The 18,657-nt window shown below is 32.5% G+C and carries 17 protein-coding genes; 7 read left to right on the plus strand and 10 right to left on the minus strand.

From position 1 onward, the window contains the following. Positions 1–66 precede the first annotated feature (66 nt). From OLM51_RS12040 to OLM51_RS12050, 3 genes are all read right to left on the minus strand, one after another. Complete coding sequence (locus tag OLM51_RS12040) at positions 67–1,728, minus strand: M56 family metallopeptidase (RefSeq protein ID WP_264550860.1); 1,662 nt, start codon at positions 1,726–1,728, stop codon at positions 67–69. Between the two features lie 5 nt (positions 1,729–1,733). Next, on the minus strand, positions 1,734–2,102 hold the full coding sequence (locus OLM51_RS12045) for a BlaI/MecI/CopY family transcriptional regulator (RefSeq protein WP_213256784.1): 369 nt from the start codon (positions 2,100–2,102) through the stop codon (positions 1,734–1,736). Positions 2,103–2,265: 163 nt separating this feature from the next. After that, the gene (locus OLM51_RS12050; protein WP_264550861.1) at positions 2,266–3,483 is read right to left on the minus strand and encodes an MDR family MFS transporter; all 1,218 of its coding nucleotides are present in this window, start codon (positions 3,481–3,483) and stop codon (positions 2,266–2,268) included. Between the two features lie 98 nt (positions 3,484–3,581). Here OLM51_RS12050 and OLM51_RS12055 point away from each other — a divergent pair, with 98 nt between their 5' ends. From OLM51_RS12055 to OLM51_RS12085, 7 genes are all read left to right on the plus strand, one after another. After that, on the plus strand, positions 3,582–4,181 hold the full coding sequence (locus OLM51_RS12055) for a DUF1684 domain-containing protein (RefSeq protein WP_264550862.1): 600 nt from the start codon (positions 3,582–3,584) through the stop codon (positions 4,179–4,181). Then, a complete protein-coding gene (locus OLM51_RS12060) occupies positions 4,181–4,837 on the plus strand; it encodes a TatD family hydrolase (protein ID WP_264550863.1) in 657 nt (218 codons plus the stop codon). Before OLM51_RS12055 ends, OLM51_RS12060 begins: the two co-directional genes overlap by 1 nt. 181 nt (positions 4,838–5,018) lie before the next feature. Next, on the plus strand, positions 5,019–5,738 hold the full coding sequence (locus tag OLM51_RS12065) for a tRNA threonylcarbamoyladenosine dehydratase (RefSeq protein ID WP_264550864.1): 720 nt from the start codon (positions 5,019–5,021) through the stop codon (positions 5,736–5,738). 83 nt (positions 5,739–5,821) lie between these two features. Next, on the plus strand, positions 5,822–6,493 hold the full coding sequence (locus OLM51_RS12070; protein ID WP_264550865.1) for an HAD family hydrolase: 672 nt from the start codon (positions 5,822–5,824) through the stop codon (positions 6,491–6,493). A gap of 62 nt (positions 6,494–6,555) precedes the next feature. Further along, positions 6,556–7,398: a DUF2911 domain-containing protein gene (locus OLM51_RS12075; protein ID WP_264550866.1), complete on the plus strand. Its 843-nt coding sequence runs from the start codon at positions 6,556–6,558 to the stop codon at positions 7,396–7,398. Positions 7,399–7,553: 155 nt separating this feature from the next. Next, positions 7,554–8,078, plus strand: coding sequence for a TetR/AcrR family transcriptional regulator (locus OLM51_RS12080; protein ID WP_264550867.1), 525 nt, complete (start codon positions 7,554–7,556; stop codon positions 8,076–8,078). Positions 8,079–8,080: 2 nt separating this feature from the next. After that, a complete protein-coding gene (locus tag OLM51_RS12085) occupies positions 8,081–8,494 on the plus strand; it encodes a nuclear transport factor 2 family protein (protein WP_264550868.1) in 414 nt (137 codons plus the stop codon). A gap of 16 nt (positions 8,495–8,510) precedes the next feature. On the opposite strand, the gene OLM51_RS12090 is transcribed toward OLM51_RS12085, so the two are convergent. From OLM51_RS12090 to OLM51_RS12120, 7 genes are all read right to left on the minus strand, one after another. Next, positions 8,511–9,140 (minus strand): MCP four helix bundle domain-containing protein, encoded by a 630-nt coding sequence (locus OLM51_RS12090; RefSeq protein ID WP_264550869.1) that lies wholly within the window; start codon positions 9,138–9,140, stop codon positions 8,511–8,513. Beyond that, the gene (locus tag OLM51_RS12095) at positions 9,137–9,769 is read right to left on the minus strand and encodes a hypothetical protein (protein WP_264550870.1); all 633 of its coding nucleotides are present in this window, start codon (positions 9,767–9,769) and stop codon (positions 9,137–9,139) included. The genes OLM51_RS12090 and OLM51_RS12095 overlap by 4 nt, the downstream gene beginning before the upstream one ends. Positions 9,770–10,006: 237 nt before the next feature. After that, positions 10,007–11,731 (minus strand): sodium:solute symporter, encoded by a 1,725-nt coding sequence (locus OLM51_RS12100; protein WP_264550871.1) that lies wholly within the window; start codon positions 11,729–11,731, stop codon positions 10,007–10,009. Between the two features lie 122 nt (positions 11,732–11,853). Continuing rightward, complete coding sequence (locus OLM51_RS12105) at positions 11,854–14,385, minus strand: PIG-L family deacetylase (protein WP_264554288.1); 2,532 nt, start codon at positions 14,383–14,385, stop codon at positions 11,854–11,856. Positions 14,386–14,851: 466 nt separating this feature from the next. Next, complete coding sequence (locus tag OLM51_RS12110) at positions 14,852–15,361, minus strand: hypothetical protein (RefSeq protein ID WP_264550872.1); 510 nt, start codon at positions 15,359–15,361, stop codon at positions 14,852–14,854. A gap of 196 nt (positions 15,362–15,557) precedes the next feature. Next, positions 15,558–17,387, minus strand: coding sequence for a hypothetical protein (locus OLM51_RS12115; protein WP_264550873.1), 1,830 nt, complete (start codon positions 17,385–17,387; stop codon positions 15,558–15,560). Between the two features lie 86 nt (positions 17,388–17,473). After that, positions 17,474–18,574 carry an AI-2E family transporter gene (locus OLM51_RS12120; protein WP_264550874.1) on the minus strand — a complete coding sequence of 367 codons (1,101 nt, stop codon included), beginning with the start codon at positions 18,572–18,574 and terminating at the stop codon, positions 17,474–17,476. Positions 18,575–18,657 lie beyond the last annotated feature (83 nt).

Raw genomic sequence — 18,657 nt, forward strand, 5'->3', positions numbered from 1 at the left:
TATTTTTCTCTTTTTTTGGGTTAATTTTTGGGTGATTTTGGTTAGTTTGATGAAGTAAGAGCGATATTAATTGGTTTCAATTTCAATAACACCGTCTTTACCTTTATCTCCGTACTTTTTAATTGCATTTTCATCTTTTAATATGCGTATTGTCTCAATTCTTAAATTTTGAATATCTGAACCTTTTTTAATGTCAGTATTAACCTCTCCGTTTACCACAACCAGTTGGGTTATTTTTTTTGAAGACTCGCTGCCATTTGTTTGAATTGTGGTAATCGTATTTGTTCTCGGTTCGATGTTAAAATTCGAGTTATAGCTGGTTTTAATTATTTTTACATTGGTGTTAGGATTAGCGTTTACATCAGAATTTACGTTTGCATTTACATTCACGTTAACATCGGCAGTATGTGTACAAGTGCTTGTACTAATGCTTGTATGAGTATTATTATTAGTTTTAGCATTACAATCAGTTTTAGAATTTTTAACTTTTTTTACTTCAACTTTATTTTCCTGCTCAGTAACTTTTACCTGAGTCGCTTCATTTTCGGTTACTAACTTGATATTCTTAGAACCATCACTTTCGGTAACCACTATAATCTGGCATTCTTTAATGGCCTGATTTCCTTCGATCATAAAGACCTGCGCTTCTTCTGAGCTTCTTTTAAGATCAACTTTCAATCCGGTTAATTCGTTATTTGAATTTCGTCTTACATCAGAGAATACAGCGTCTGTATTATGTTTTTTCTTTAAGTTTTCTGCAATTTCCTTTAATTCCTGATCAGTTGTTGTTTTACTGATTTTGTAAATATCTTCAGAAGCTTCGTTGTTATTAAGAACTTCTTTCTTAATTTCTTTTTTCTCTTTTGCAATTACTTCAATTTGAAATAGAAAGACAAAAGCTGCAAGCGCCGGAATCACTAGACAGAGTTTCCAGGAACTTCCTTTTTTTGATTGATTTTTGTTTAACATGACGATTCGTTTTTTGATTAATGATTGATAAAAATGATTGGTGATGGCGACACAACTTTCATGTGTTGTTATTTTTAAAAGTGTGTATTGATAGGCTTTTTTATCTGAAATTTTCTGAGCTGCTTCTTTATCAGCAATAAACTCCAGATTTTGTGTAATAGCTTTTTTATAAAGCCATATTACAGGATTAAACCAAAATAAAAGACAAAAAGCGCGGGATATAAGTACGTCGATGGTATGATTTTGATCGCTGTGTACTTTTTCATGCTCGATAATATTCTCTAATTCAGATGGTGTATACATTGATGAGTTGTATACAATATATTCAAAGTAGGAGAAAGGCGCTATATTGTCGGTCGTGTCAATAAATTTAAAGTCAGCTTGTTGCTGGATTTTTTTTCCTTTTAGAACCGTGTGAAGACTATAAAAGTCCATTCCCAATTTTACTAGTAAGATTAAAAATCCAATGCAATAAACCAGTGAGACTAAGAATAACCAGTTGATTTCTGTACTGTTACTTTCAATGGTTTGAAAAGTATTGATGGAGGATAAATTAATAGCAGTTGTTGGAGTAGGTTTTACCCAAATGATTTTTGTGTAAACGGCAAACGGCAAAATAACAGATGTAAATAAACCGATTAGTAAAAACCAACGATTGCTATTAAAGAAAGTTTCTTTTCGAAGTAAAAAATAATAAGCACAGTAAAATAGTATAACTAAACCGGTAGATTTGGCAATATAAATAAGTAGTGCTTCCATAACTACTATTTTTCTTCTTTTGGATTCTCAATCATCGCAAGAATTTCACGTAATTCTGCAGCAGAAATCTTTTCTTCTTTTGCAAAAAATGAAACCATATTCTTATACGAACTATTGAAATAATTATCAATTGCCGTTTTCATGTACTTTTTGCTGTACGCCTCTAGAGTTACAACCGGATAATACTGATGTGTATTTCCAAATGCATTATGCGCCACAAAACCTTTTTCTTCCAGATTTCGAACTATAGTCGAAAGTGTATTATAGTGCGGTTGATCTTCAGTAATTTCTGCCTGAATCTCTTTTACGAATGCTTTTTTAAGCTTCCATAAAATCTGCATGATTTCTTCTTCCTTGTTGGTTAACTTTTGCATGTCTTCTAATTTTAATTCAAACCTACAACTATTTTTATAGTTACGCAACTATAAAAGTAGTTATTTAACTATTTTTTAAGTTTGAAGTCAGAATTAGGCATGAAAAAGTAATTCAATTCAAATGTAATGAATTGAAAATTAAATATTTATAATAAAATAAATTTTAAGATATTTTTTCGCGTACCAGAGCTTTTTTTATCCACAAACAACAAAGCATTGCAATTACACCAATACTAGCCATGAAAAACCAGTTGGTCTGATACCCCATGCGTGTAATAATTTCAAACCCTAATTTTGAACTTATAATATGAGCAAGACTAAAACTCATAGTATATAAGGCCATATAGCGTCCTTCCTGACCTTTTGGGGCGCGGCTTAAAGCAAAGGCATTAGAAAATGGGAAGGTTAAAATTTCTCCTATCGAAATACAAATCATGCTAATAACCAGTATTCCAGCCCAAACATTAATAAGTAATAAAAAGAAACTAAGTGCCATTACAGAAGATCCGAGAATAATAATCCTGATTTTAGGGAAGCCTTTTCTCTCCATAAAACCAACTGTTGGCATTTCCAGAAGAAAAATCAAGAGACCATTTAAAGTCATTAATAGTCCCGTTTGAAATTCACTCAGACCAAATTTTTCATTATGATATAAAGGTAAAGTCGTAAAAAGCTGAAAGAAAATCATGGCAGTAACAAAACTTACAAATAAGAAAACCCAAAAGATTTTATCATGAAACACCGATTTTATATCTCCTGCGCTTTCATTTTTATCCTCATGAATGGCTTTTTTCTTTTCTTTAACCAATAATGCAAAAATGGAGATAGAAACAATGCATGAAGCTCCATCAACCCAGAACAATCCGGAATATCCAATTCCCATAATAATTAAACCTCCAAGTGCAGGTCCTGCGGCAAAACCTAAATTTACGGCAAGACGAACAAGAGTTAAGGCACGAGTTCTGTTTTCTGGTTTTGCATAGGCACCCAGAGAAACAAACATAGCCGGACGAAACATATCTGCAATTGTCATTAAGACAAACATGGCTCCGCAAAGCGCCCAAAATGTAGTAATATATTGCACAAGAAAGAGCGAAACTCCACTAGTAAATAAACTAAAAATCATGATTTTGTAAAACCCAATTTTATCTGAGAGTTTACCACCTAACCAGGAACCTAACATAGATCCTAAACCAAAAGCGACCATTATCCAACCGACCTGATTGTAAGTGAAATGCAGGTCTTCTTTTAAATATTTAGATAAAAAAGGAAGCACCATTGTTCCGGCACGATTGATAAAAGTAACGATGGCAAGTATCCAAATTTCTCTTGAAAATCCACGAAAATTATTGATGTAGTGGTTAAAGGCAGTTTTGAGCATTATAAATTATCTTATTTGCAACAAAGTTAGGAAACTTTGTCACGAATTGCGGTTGCTGCTTTATTACTTTTAAACTATTTTTGCATAAAATTTCAACGATGAAAAAATCTATTGCACTTATTGTTCTGATGGTTTTTAATTATGGCTTTTGTCAGAAAAAATTCAGTCACACTGATGTTGAGAAATTTCAGAAACAAATTAATTCTGAATATACTGATGCTAAGACAAGTCCGTTAATGGAAGAAGATTTAAAAGCTTTTAAAACTTTGGACTTTTATCCCATAAGTGATAAGTATTTTGTCAATGCAAAATTTGAAAAAGCAAAAAACGAGAAGGTTTTCGAAATGAAAACTACAGGTACAAGAACACCAAAATACATCAAGTACGGAACTATATTTTTTAGCATAAATGGAGTTCAGATGAAGCTGAACGTTTATAGAAATATTGAACTTTCAAAACAAAAGGAATACAAAGATCATTTGTTTTTGCCTTTTTCTGATTTAACCTCCGGAAAAGAAAGTTACATAGGAGGAAGGTATATAGATTTAAAAATTCCGAAAGGAAATACAATTACAGTTGATTTTAATCAGGCTTACAACCCGTATTGCGCTTATAATCATAAGTACTCTTGTCCGTTGGTTCCTTTAGAGAATGATTTAAATATTGAAATCAAAGCAGGAGTAAAAGCTTTTCATTAATGGAATTCTTTAATTTTCATACCCATCAGTTTACAAATCAATCTAATGTTTTAGAATTGGTGAATCAATATCCCTTGGAGTTTGATGCAACAATCGCATATTATTCTATCGGAATTCACCCTTGGTATATTAAAGAGGATCAAACTGATTTAGAATTGAAAATTATCGAGGAAAAATTGCAAACTAATAATTGTTTAGCAATTGGAGAATGTGGTTTAGATAAGCGAATTGATATTCCTTTGGATCAGCAGATTATTGTTTTTGAAAAACAATTGCAATTAGCACAAAAGTATAATAAGCCAGTTGTGATTCATTGTGTTGCTGCTTTTCAGGAAGTAATAGCAATTAAGAAGAAATTGAATATCTCTGTTCCGATGATCATTCATGGTTTTTCAAAGAATAATCAAGTTGCAGAACAAGTAATAAAAGCTGGATTTTATATTTCGTTTGGAAAATATTTATTAAGAAACACGGATTTAAAAAGCGTTTTTCAGAATATTCCAAATGATCGTTTCTTTTTGGAAACCGATACAATTGAAGATGGTATTCAGAAGGTTTATGATTTAGCAGCTGAATATAAAGAAATAAATATAAGCGAATTGCAGTCTATTATTTCAAGTAATTATACAAGAGTGTTTGGTGGAAGAAGTGATTAGTGAAAAGTGATTAGTGAAAAGTGAAATGAGTTTATCAGTCTGAGTGCCCAAGAATTTGGGAGAAAGTTGCTCCAATTGAACATGGACTTCGACTTCGCTCAGCCTGGCAGTAAAACTTGAAACTTTAAACCTGAAACAAAAGAAAAACAAAAGAAAACAAAAATAAAAATAAAAATATAATATGGCAGAGTGGACAGAAAGAGCCGAGCTTTTATTTACAAAAGAAGGATTGCAAAATTTGCAAAATGCAAATGTATTAGTAGTAGGATTAGGTGGTGTAGGATCATTTGCTGCTGAATTTTTGGCAAGAGCAGGAGTAGGGAATATGACTATTGTGGACGGAGATGTAGTTGATATTACCAATATCAACAGACAATTGCCGGCTTTGCATTCGACCGTAGGAGAGCCAAAAATCAAAATTGTTGGCGATCGTTTAATGGATATTAATCCAGAATTAAAACTAACCCGTGTTCAGGAATTTTTATCTCCGGAACGCGCTTTTGAAATTGTCTCTCCAGAGTTTGATTATGTCTTGGATTGTATTGATAGTATCACGCCGAAACTAAACTTAATTATTGCTGCAAAACGCAAAAGAGTGAAGATCATAAGCAGCATGGGAGCAGGAGGAAAGATGTTGGCATCTAAAGTAAAAGTTGCAGATATTTCTAAAACCATAAATTGCTACTTTTCTAAAGCAATTCGTAAAAGATTAAAAGCTGTTAAGATTAATAAATTGAAAGTGGTCTTTTCATCAGAGATTCAAAACGACAAAAGCCTAAAGCTTACAGATGGAAAAAATTTCAAAAAATCATTTTACGGAACAAACAGCTACATGCCGGGATTATTTGGACTTCATGCTGCAGAAACCGTAATTCGATATATACTTAAAAAGGAAGAGTAGTTTCGGTTTACAGCCATAGTTCCCTGAGAAAAACTTTTGAGCCTTTGCACCTTTTTACCTTAAAACCTTAGTACCTTTAAAAAATGATTAAAACAGTAATTTTTGATATGGACGGTGTAATTGTAGATACAGAACCCGTTCATCGTTATTCGTATTACAAACAATTCTCAGAATTAAATATTGAAGTTCCGGAAGAAATGTATACCAGGTTTACGGGATTTTCTACACGAAATACTTTTCAGACATTAAAAGAAATTTTTCCCGTGATTGATCAGGAAGTCGAAGATTTAATTCAGAGAAAAAGAAATATATTTAATGATGCATTTGATACCAAAGAAGATTTGTATTTGCTGGAAGGTGTTGAAGATTTGATTAAAGATTTGTATGCAAACGGTATTCAGTTAATTTTAGCTTCATCTGCATCTAAAGTTACTATTGATCGTGTTTTTACAAGATTTAACCTGCATCAGTATTTCTCGCATATTGTTAGCGGAGAGGATTTTCCGCAGTCAAAACCAAATCCGGCGATTTTTATTCATGCTGCTTCGTTATCAATTGCTCCAAAAGAAGAAAGTATTATAATCGAAGACAGTACAAATGGCGTAAAAGCTGCAAAAGCAGCCGGAATTTATTGTGTAGGTTATAAAAGTCAACATTCGAAATTACAGGATTTATCTGAAGCTGATTTAATTATTGATCATTTTTCGGAATTAAATGCTATGAAAATATCACAGTTAGATGCTGGAATTATATAAAATTTAACATTTGTTAGCTATTTGAATTTGTAAATTTGAACAAAATAAATTACTCCCTAAATATGAAAAAAATACTTATTGCATTAGCCATTATTATAACGCCTTTTGTTTCTGAAGCGCAAGTTAAAACGCCACAAGCAAGTCCAAAAGGATACATTAAGCAAACAGTTGGTTTAACCGATGTTGAAGTTACTTATTCAAGACCCGGAGCTCGTGGCAGAGCAGTTTTTGGAAACTTAGTTCCATTTGGAAAACTTTGGAGAACCGGAGCAAACGAAAATACAATCATTAACTTTGGTGATGATGTTGTTATCGATGGAAAAACTTTGAAAAAAGGAAAATATGCGATTTATACGATTCCAAAAATCGAAAGCTGGGAGGTAATTTTTTATCTTTCTACAGACAATTGGGGATTACCTGAAAACTGGAGTGATGCATATGTTGCTTTAAGAACTACTGTTAAAGAGAATGCATTACCGACGCCGGTTGAGACTTTTACTATCGGAATTAACGGTTTAGATCCTAATTTTGGTTATTTAGAAATGTCTTGGGAAAATTCTCATGTAGCATTAAAATTTGAAGTTCCAACTGCAAAAATGGCTACCGCAAGTATCGAAAAAACTTTAGCCGGACCAACTGCAAATGATTATTTTGCTGCAGCACAATATTTATTTCAATCAAACGGAAATATTGATACAGCAAGAACTTATGTAGATAAATCTCTGGACATGAGTACAGATAAACCCTATTTTATTCTGAGACTTAAATCATTGATTCAGGCTAAACAAGGAGACAAAAAAGGAGCGGTAGAAACTGCAAAAGCTTCTTTGGCTGCTGCTGAAACTGCAAATAATCAGGATTATGTTAAAATGAATAAAGACAGTATTGCTGAGTGGAGCAGATAATAATTCTGATGAATTATTAAACTGTAAAACATTTAAAATCCAAATTCCAAAACTGAATACTTTGGAATTTGGATTTTTTTTAGCAAAATAAATAGACAGACTTGTCTGTTTGTGTTTTGGAATTATTTATATTTGCATTGTAATCAGGAATTGATATGGCACCAAGAGAAAGAATTTTAGAAAAAACATTTACATTATTCCATAGACAAGGTTATAATGCAACTGGTATTAATCAGATTATTGAAGAAGCGAAAGTGGCTAAAGCAAGTTTTTATCAGCATTTTAAATCTAAGGAAGATTTGTGTGTTGCATTTTTGGATCAGCGACATGTCTTTTGGTTTGATGAATTGAAAAAATTCACCTCAAAAGGAAATGATCCAAAATCAAAGATAACTGCTTCATTAGATTTTTTAATTTATATGAATGAGAAGGAGAATTTTAGAGGATGCAGTTTTCTCAATATCTTATCGGAAATTCAGTCAGATAATGTAAAAATTCTCAACGTTATTCAGAACCACAAAAGTGATTTGCGAAATTACTTTAATGAGATTCTTAGCAATACACTCTTATCGGATCATGTATATCTGCTTTTTGAGAGTTGTATTATCGAAAGTCAATTGTTTAAATCAAATCAGCTTATTACGCAAACCAGAAAAATTATAGAAACGTTAAATTTATAAACATGGAACAGAAATTACCATTGCCTCCTTTCACATATGAAACGGCATTAGAAAAAATTCAGTTGGCAGAAGATGCCTGGAATAGTCAGGATCCGGAGCGAGTTTCGAAAGCTTACACAATAAATAGTGAATGGCGAAACAGAGATAAGTTTGTAAACGGACGAGCAGAGATTATTGAGTTTTTAACTCAAAAATGGAATAAAGAACAAAATTATAAACTGAAAAAAGAGTATTGGGCTCATACAGAAAATAGAATTGCAGTACGATTTGAGTATGAATATCAGGATATTGACGGAAACTGGTTTCGTGCTTACGGGAATGAAAACTGGGAATTTGACGCAAATGGTTTAATGCAAAAAAGATTTGCAAGCATAAATGACCTTTCTATTAAAGAAGAGGAAAGAAAACTGAAATAAACCAAAGAAAATTATATTAATTGAGGCTAGGCGGCTCCGGAATCTTTATCGATCTTTTTATTTTCTTTACAATTAAAAGATAAAAGGTAATTGCTCCCAAAATGATAAGTAAGGCAATTTGGAGCTGTCCTAAACTATTGTTTTTATTATACATGGCATTGGCAGCAGCAAGTTTTGCTTTGCCTTCTTCAATTTGAATTTGGGATAATGATTCCAGTGTTTTTAGAGCCTGAGTACTTGAATTGGCAATCTTTCCCCAGTTTTTATTTTCGACTTGTGTATTGATCTCTTTACATGAAGCCAGAAAAGCATCAAAATGACTTTTCTCATTATTTGTCAATACCGTTTTGGCATACAAATCATCAATATTATGAATGATAGTAAGGGTTTGTACAATTTCGTCTTTCTTAATATTATCGCTTAGATCCAGTTTTTCGGCTTCAGCTTTTATAAAATGAAGTTCTTTAGAATATTGAAAAATGTAATGTGCCACAACCAATCGGTCATTAAAAATGGCATTGATATTTTCGTTTACTTTTTTAGAATTCTGCAGCGTGTTAAAGTTGCCCAACAAAATGATAAGCATCACAATAAGTAGTACAAAAGCCGCTTTGGTCTTATTACTGTATTTTTTTTGATCTTTCATAGTGTTGTGTTGTAAAAGAATGATGAATTATTAATCATTTTGTTGTTGGTCAATTCTATGTCTTTGACAGCACTTAGAGGTGTTATTTTTATAGTTTTACTTCCTTTGGTGGTGTAAAAATAGTAGAGACTGTTGCTGTTAATCAAATATACCTGCTCAGATTCTCCAGTGCTAAAATTGATTTTATGATTGTATTGTACTTTGTTATCCCTGATTTTTTTTGATGTAAAGTAACCGCCCGCAAGTCCGTATCCCAGAAAAAAGGAACATAGAAAAAGGGCTAGACTTTTTAGTGCAATATCGTTATAATAGTTTTTTGCTTCTGTGTTAGAATAACCTTCTATTGGTTTTAGCTCAAAAGTTTTCTGGATAAATTCTCTCTGGTGGTATTTAGATAAAAATTTAGGTAAATAGTAGTGAAGTATAAAAAGTAGAAGAATTGCAATTAAGATTACAGGATTTGAAGTAAAAGTTGCAATAGGACTAATTAAAATATCCATGATGGTTGAATACTTTAAAATGTTTATTCCCAACATATAATAAAAAAAACTCTCATGCAGAATCCCCATTATTACAAGGAACAGATAACCAAAAGGAAGTAGTTTTTGTAAGTCGTCTGAAATTCTCATTTTTAGTTTTTTAGTTTCAGTTTCAATCAGTCTTTGAATATACTAAAATAACATTTTTTGCTTACAAATTAGACGAGAGTTACAATCTTATACATTTTTCAGGAGTTATTCTCGACTGTCTGCGGTATCTTTTGCAACTCCTGATCATTATCAGGGAGTACTACAAAAGATACCACTTTTGTCAGGACTATATGAAACAAAATCTATTAAAAAGATCAGTCGACAGCATTTTCTGAATTATTCTAAGATTACATCTTCAGGATCTGATTTTCCTCTAAAAAATAAAATTTGCATCAAAAATGCCAATACAATTGTTAAAATGGCTCCAATAAAATTCAGCCATAAATATCCTAATTTTTCCTGATTGTAAACCATAAAATAATAAATCACAAAGATCGTCAACTGACTAATAATCGCGCTTATAAACATTGGTTTTGCTTTAACTCTTTTAGAATAGAATGCCACTAAGAATATTCCCAGAACAGTTCCGTAAAATATAGATCCGATGATATTGACAAGCTGAATTAAGTTCTCAAATAAAGTTCCAACACAAGCAAAAAGAATCGCTACAATGCCCCAAAACAGTGTGAAAAACTTGGTTGCATTAAGATAATGTTTTTCTGATTTTTGGGTCTTTAGATTTCGTTTGTAAATATCAATTGCTGTAGTTGATGCCAATGCATTTAGCCCTGAAGCAGTTGATGACATTGCTGCAGAAATAATAACGGCAAGTAATAAACCTATTAAACCTTTTGGCAAATAATGCAGAATAAAATGAAAGAATACATAATCTTTATCATTGGTTTCGCTATTGCTGTCGGCTTTAGAAATAATTTCTTTTGCTTTGTCACGCAGATCTTTTTCTTTGTTTGATAGAGCCACCAATTCTTTGCGTAGAATTGGATTATCAAAATCCTGATTCAGCTGATCGATGTACAATAAATTGATTACTTTTTTATCTTCTGAAAGCTTTTCTAATTTATGTTCCAAAACATGATATTCTTCTTTAAAGACCGATTTTTCAACAATCGTTTTATTATTCGGATTAAAATTTAACGGAACTGGATTGAACTGAAAAAAAACAAAAACCATAACTCCTGTCAATAAAATAAAGAATTGCATCGGAACTTTTAAAAGTCCATTCATGATCAGTCCCATTTGGCTTTCTTTTACTGATTTCCCCGATAAATATCGTCCAACCTGAGATTGATCAGTACCAAAGTACGCTAGTGCAAGGAAAAAACCTCCTGTTATTCCACTCCAGATCGTATACTTTTCTTCAGGATTAAAGGAGAAATCTACAATATTCATTTTATCGTTTGCTCCTGCAATATGCATAGCGCTTGTAAAAGTCATATCATTAGGCAGATAATGCAGAATCAGGAAAAAGGTGATAAACATCCCCGACATAATCACAAACATTTGTTGTTTTTGTGTTACGTTTACTGCTTTTGTTCCTCCCGAGAAAGTATAGATAATTACCAAAACACCAATAATGATGTTCATTAATGTTAGATTCCAGCCTAGAAGCGCAGATAAAATAATGGCCGGAGCATAAATGGTAAGCCCGGTTCCCAAACCTCTTTGAACCAAAAAAAGAATTGCTGCAAGAGAACGGGTTCTTACATCAAAACGTTTTTCAAGAAATTCGTAAGCAGTGTAAACCTTGTTTTTATGATATAAAGGAATAAAAGTCATACAGATGACAATCATTGCAATTGGCAATCCAAAATAGAATTGTATAAAGCCCATTCCGTCATGATAGGCTTGTCCGGGAGTCGACAAAAAAGTAATGGCACTTGCCTGAGTTGCCATTACAGAAAGTCCAACGGTATACCAAGGGGTTTCGTTGTTTCCTAAAATAAAATCTTCAACATTTTTACTTCCTTTTGTTTTCCAGGAACCATATCCAACAATGAATAAAAGTGTAACAATCAGTACGATCCAGTCAAATAGTTGCATAGGTTATGAGTATAGTTGCATGATTAAGAAGAAAATAAGGATATAAATAGCATTTGCCACCAAAACATAGGTGTAGCTTTTTTTCCATTTTTTTGTTTTTTTAGCTTCCATTTTATGAATATTTATTGCTTTAATTCTTGTTTAGGAGCTTCTATAGGCTGTTTTAGCGAAATGATATTCGACAGTAACCGATAAGCACCTGCAACACCTTCCGGGAGTTCTCTGAAAAAGCTTAAACCGGTGTAAATATAGTATCCTTTTCCGTATGGTGCCACTAGTAAAGCACCATCTTTTGCAGATTCGCCTTTATCATGTGATGAGATAATAGGAGTGAAGGCAGGATCATATTGATCAGGATAGTACAATCCTTGTTCCTGAGTCCAGCCCTGAAAATCTTTTTCACTGATTTTATTCGGAGTATTTAAAACCGGATGATTTGGTGCTAAAAAAGTAACTTTTGCATTTTCTTCAGTTACACGATCATAAGAAATTTTTAAAGGATATGGCGCAATCTGATCGGTTACCAGTTTTCCAAAAGTATTGTATTGCACGATCATATTTTTACCGCTTTTTACAAAATCAAAGAGTATTTTTTGTTTGTTGGCCAAAGCATTTACTGTGTTATACGCACGGATTCCGGTAATAACAGTACTAAAAGAATCTAGTTTTTGGGGTGTAATTTCTTCGGGTTTAATAATCGTAACTTTATATCCCATTTGGGTTAAACTTTCCGGAACTTCGTCACCAGCGCCCATAATATAACCAATTGCATCGCCAGATGTTTTCAGGTCAATTCGGATACATTTTGATTCCGCAGGTTTTAAAACCATTTGCTTGGTAATATGTGAGTAATCTATAATGGTTTCATCTTTGTCAAAACGTTTGTTATCGGTGATTGCGACCGCTTTTATAACTGCTTCTTCTGGATTTACAGGAGGAGTAACCTCAAAATAAAAGGTTTGTTCAGTTCCTTTTTTATCTAAAGTAAATGGAATTTGTTTCGGTGAAGCTACCCAGCTTTGAGGTAATTCTAATTGTAAATTTCCTTTTACAGCATCTTTACCGGCACGTACTTTTACCGGAATCATTTTGCTTTTGGTATCTTTAAATATCAATACTCTCTCTAAAATTGATGTTGTTACTTCAGGAACGATATCAAGAAAATTGTACATTTCGCCTTTTACACCATCATTGTACTTGTAAACTACAGTACGTTCAAACGGAATTTCAACTCCGTTTATTTTTATATTGAAAACAACCTTAACTTCTCTAATGATATCAGGAATCCCAATATTTTCCTGATTAGAAACGGTATACATTCCAACAGTTGCCTTTTCTTTTAACCAATATGGCTGTGTATATTCAATAGTGTTTGGAAGTTGGATTGAAATACTAATACTTTGGTCGTTATTGTTGCTTAAAATCCTGTTTTGAACTAAAGTTGTGTTTTGAGGTAGTGTTACCACACTTGCCAGTTGCATTTCAACTGCACATCTGTTAATGGCTTCAAGACTAACTTTAATAGTACTTCCGGGCGTTGCTTCCTGTTCGCTTGCCACTGCTTCAAGATATAAACCGGAACAAGACGCGATAATATTTCTAATAGCAGCTGCTTTTAATGGTTTCCAATGATCGTCGTCTAAAACTTGAATCATAGTATAGGCTTTTACTAAATCCGGAATACTTGCAGATGGATTGCTGAAATCGTATTTTGAAACGATTTTGGAGATTAATTCTCCAATTGGTTTTCCGTTTTTAATGCGATTCCAGGACGTGTCGATTCCATCAAAGAGATTGTCTCTTTCTATGGCACGTTCTCCATTAATAAGTTCAAGATATTCGGTTTCTGTGCCACGTGTTCCTGTACTTCCAAAACCTTGTGACTGGTGACGACTGCGGCTTAAAGCGGCTATTTCCTGATTTGATTTTCCAATTCCGGTATAATAAACTCCGGTTTCTAATCTTGCAAATTTGGATTTATCTGCAGCGTCAAATTTTTCCTGACTTCCATAAAACCACCATGATGGATTAAAAAACTGACGTTTTACCTGCCATGGTGTTACATATTTTAACTGTTCAGGATATATTTTTGAATCATTTGTAAGTTTAAAACTTTCTACACTCAACATGGCTGATGATGTATGATGTCCATGTGTAGTACCCGGAGAACGATGGTCAAATCGATTTATAATTACATCTGGCTGAAATTTTCTTATCGTCCATACTACATCAGCAAGTACTTTATCTTTGTCCCAGATTTTTAAAGTTTCATCTGGGTTTTTAGAAAAACCAAAATCATTTGCACGCGAGAAAAACTGTTCACCTCCATCGATTTTTCTTGCCTCAATTAATTCCTGTGTTCTAATAACACCTAGTAATTCGCGCAATTGCGGACCAATTAAGTTTTGTCCTCCATCACCTCGGGTTAATGACAAATAACCTGTTCTGGCATTCATTTCGTTTGCCATATAAGAAATCAAACGTGTATTTTCATCATCGGGGTGTGCCGCAATATAAAGAACCGAACCCAAAAAGTTTAATTTTTTGATTTGGTTATAAATTTCGACAGAGTTTAGTTTTTGTGGTTGTTGTGCAAAAGAATCTGAAATCCCTGTTAAAAAAAATAAAAGTATTAGTAACTGAATTTTTCGCATGATTATAGTTAAATGTTTTGAAAGTGCTTCAAAAATACTAATTATATTGTGGAACATTATTTAAATGAAATGTTAATGTTTGGTTATTGATTTCCTACTTTCACAAATTTCGATCTAAAAAAAAAAGCTGTTAGATTTTTCTAACAGCTTTTTTTTAAAGAATTGATTTAATAATTTAAATCAGGTGGTATTTCTTAGGATTACAGAAAGTTATTTCAATTTGTTTTCTGTTTGGTTGTAAAGTTCCTGTAATAGGCACAATACTATCTTTTTATAATATATTTTATTTGAATCAGAGCGCAAATATAAGGTATAATTATAATACAATAAGGTAAAATATTGAAAATAGTTGTATCTGTGTATTTTTAGTATATACTATTTAATTTAAGATATTTATAATACGCCAAACGCAAAAAAAAGAGTATCGTGATCTGATACTCTTTTCTAATAATTATTTAAACTATTATTATCTTCTGTGGTGGTGATCATCGTGATCATCATCATGTCTGTCATGCTTATCATGTTTGCCATTATGTTTTTTATCATAATGTTTGTAATCTCTGTGATCATGACGGTCATTGTAGCCGTAAACAGGTCTTGCTCTGTAAGGTCTTTGTGGCTCACCATGATATCCTTTATAATATCTTACTCTATGACGATCAAAGTAAGTGTAAGGAGTTCTACCATGATAATCGGTTAAAACTACTTTGTAACCACCGTATAAGTCATAGTTTCTGTATTGTCTTGGTAAGTAAGTTGTTCTAACCCATCTTCCTCCTCCAAAATAAATAAATTGTGAAGCACGAACATCATAATACGCTTCGATATCCGGAAGATAGTAATATTCCATTTCTGAATATCCTGCTGGTCCCCAAGCTGGTGGATTTCCAATATTAACATTAATCGATACCTGAGCTTGTGTGGCATTTGCAATCAAAAGAAATAATCCGGCGATTGCTATTTTTATTGTTTTCATTTTTTTAGTTTTTTTTAATGTTACTCTTGCTAAGTAATATTCATATACTGTGCCAAAAATAAAAACAGGATGCATTTCGTCGGATAAAATATGCATTTCAACGAGTTGTTTTTGTGTAGTGTAATTGTAAAATGTTGGTTATGAGTTTGTTTTGTTGGTTTTAGCGAATAGAAAAAATATTCATTTTTTTTTTACACTATTTATAATCTACAATTCTTGGTTTTGCCAATTCAAAACTTTGAAGCCCATAGTCAGTTGTTTCAAATGTATTAGTTTTGAATACGTTATCGCCCTGATAAGGAATAGTTGGATAATATGACAATGACAGCTGAAATGAACTGAAAACCAAATAGTCATTGCTAATTAATAATCCTAAAGTAAATTTTGAATATGGCTTGCTTCTTAACATGGCATTATCAGGACTTCCTAAAACGGCTATCGAATAATTAAAGAACGGATTTAAACGAAAACCTAAAACAGAATGTGGCGAATAGGTTTGGGTTTGCAGTGATAAAACCATTTTGCTGGTCCCGTAAAGTGCACTATTAAATCCGGCAAGACCGTTTTCTTCATTTATATTAAGCTTGTCACCAATAATATCAACACGATTGGAACCAATAACCAATCTTGGATTAACAAATTGTCTTAATCTCCAGTTTCCAATACTAAATAGTTTGGTAAAATAATTAGGTTCCATTAAAAAAGCGGACTCAAACGTTTTTGACTTATCAAAGAAAGTTCCTATTTCAAGATTTATACTGAAGAAACCCAGTTTGAAATAATTTCCAAACGAAAATTGCGCACCCGCATAGGGGCGCCATAGTGTATTTTTGTACTGATATCCCAAGGTGATACCGTAAATTCGCCCAATAGGTACATCTTCGGTCTGGCCGTTTCTAAAAATATAACTGTCTTTTATAAACTTTCTTCGGTTTAGTCCAATTCCGGTTAAGATTAACTTTTCATCAGAATAAAAATGTGCAGGGTCATATATTTCGGTTGGAGTTTCGGTATAATCCTTATTCAGGAAACGTGCAGTGGTAACTAAATTGGTAATACCATTTTCATCCTCAAATACTTTTGTTGCTTTTCCGGCCCAAAAATCCTGAAAGTTATACTTAAATGGCTGATAGGCATAAGTCATATCTGGTGCCTGCAAAGTATCTTTTCTAAAGGTCTGGCCCACATACATTCCGCCTGCCCATTGCGTTAAGGGAGAATAAAACAAACGTTCAACATTAATACTTTTCGAGTAATTATTGTCCAGATCCATTTTATAATATAATGTCGTCCCTATATAAGTATTTTTGATGTTTGGAACCGTATAGGTTACTTCATTACCATTTCGGCCATCGTCAAATCGGTTTGTAAAACGGTATTCCAATTGCTGTCCGCTTCCAAAGAAATCTTTCTCTTTAAAACCAACAGAAACCTGATTACTTGAAATTGAAAATTTAGGTATTGTACTCCAGGAATCCAATACGCGAATGGTAACATCTACAGAATCTGATGCGGGCCCCACCAATTGGTTTGTTATTCGTACTGCGGTAACATATTTCTGAGAACGAATTAAACGCTCAGATTCCTGTACTTTATAGCTGTCATAAGTTGAGTTTCTTTTAAAAAGAAGTAAATTCTTTATGGCAATTTTCTTTGTTTTTAAGTGAAGCCTGTTACCAGTTCGTTCTCCCCAATTTCGAGGCATTTGTGTGGTATCTGATACAGAATGTCCAAAAGGATCTAAAGTTACAATATTGATTTTACGAATGATTTTCCCATTGTAATTCATCGTATCAGTTTGTACAAGTAGTTCTTCTTTCTTTTTTTGTTTTTTTGCCTTAAACAGAAGTTTGTGTAAAGTTTGGGTGAACTTATTTTTTTTAGAATAATTTCGAAGACGGTTATAAACTTCGGTACTGTCTTTCTTAGGAGAATTATTAGTTTTTGATGGAACTATTTGAGCCTGAATGCATTGAAAACAAAAGCATAACAAAATAAAAAATAGTATTTTTTTGTTTACAAACATTCAGATATTTTTTGACTTATTTTTTATTGATTATAATATGAATATAGGGTAAAAAACGCGAATATGTGCTAAAATGACGGATTATTTTAATTCTCAACTTTAGCTTTTCGAATTCTCCAGATAAATCTTTTAGGCATGTGATTGCCCATAACATAGCCCCAGGCTTCCAGTGATTCTATTCGTTCAAAAATGATTTTTAGAATGGCGAGAAGCGGAATAGCCAGGAACATACCGGAAATTCCTGCTGCAGAACCACCAATAATAATTCCTATAATGGAAACAAAAGCATTGATTTCGACTTTTGAATTGATGATTAAAGGAACAAGTAGATTATTATCAATTAGCTGCACTATGACATTTACAATCAAAATTCCTAAAATAATAGAGGTTTCGGCAGATCCGGTTAATGAGGCTAAAACCGTAATAATTCCGGCAATCAATATTCCTATGTACGGTATAAGATTTAAAATCCCTGTAATCAATCCTAGTAATATAAAATACTTTACGCCAATTATCCAAAGACCTAAACTTGTTAAAACAGAAACTACAATCATTTCGAGAATAAGACTTATGATATAATTGTTTATAGAAACTTTTATTCGTGACAGGATATCTTTTAAGGTGGCGTGATTCTCTTTACTAATCAATTTTGCCAGAAAAAGAATAAAATGATCTTTATAAAGCAAGAACAAAAAGGTATAAATAGGAATGATAGTACAATCTAAAAGAAGATCGGTGATTGATATTATGGCAGAGCCCAGAGTAGCATTTCCATTCTTTACAGAATCTTTAGTAACCGTGTCAAGATATTTTTTCTGTTCACCAATACTTACATGAAAATTTTCTCTGATAAATTTATGAATTTCTATCAGGAATGAGTTAGCATTCTTTTTAATGGTTTCAAAATCATTTGCCATATTGGTCACCTGATAAGAAATAAAAACTAAGATTCCGATAATGAATATTAGGAAAAGGAAAACACAGATGGCTGCAGCCAGATGTCTGGGAAACTTAAGTTTTACATTAAAAAAAGTAAAGACAGGTACTAATAAAACAGAAAATAAAAATGCCATAAGGACTGGCGTAATAATATCTTTTGCGATACAAAAAATATAGGCAAACGAAATTAAACTTATTAATATGCAAGCAAGTTTTGCATAAAACGGCAATTTTATTGTTTGAATCATTTTGGTGAAGTTTTATAGAAAGAATCAAATTGGTCCAACAAATATTATAATTTATTTCAATTATAACGTTGCAGGTTTTTCTA

This window comes from Flavobacterium sp. N2038 (assembly GCF_025947185.1).
GTDB lineage: Bacteria > Bacteroidota > Bacteroidia > Flavobacteriales > Flavobacteriaceae > Flavobacterium.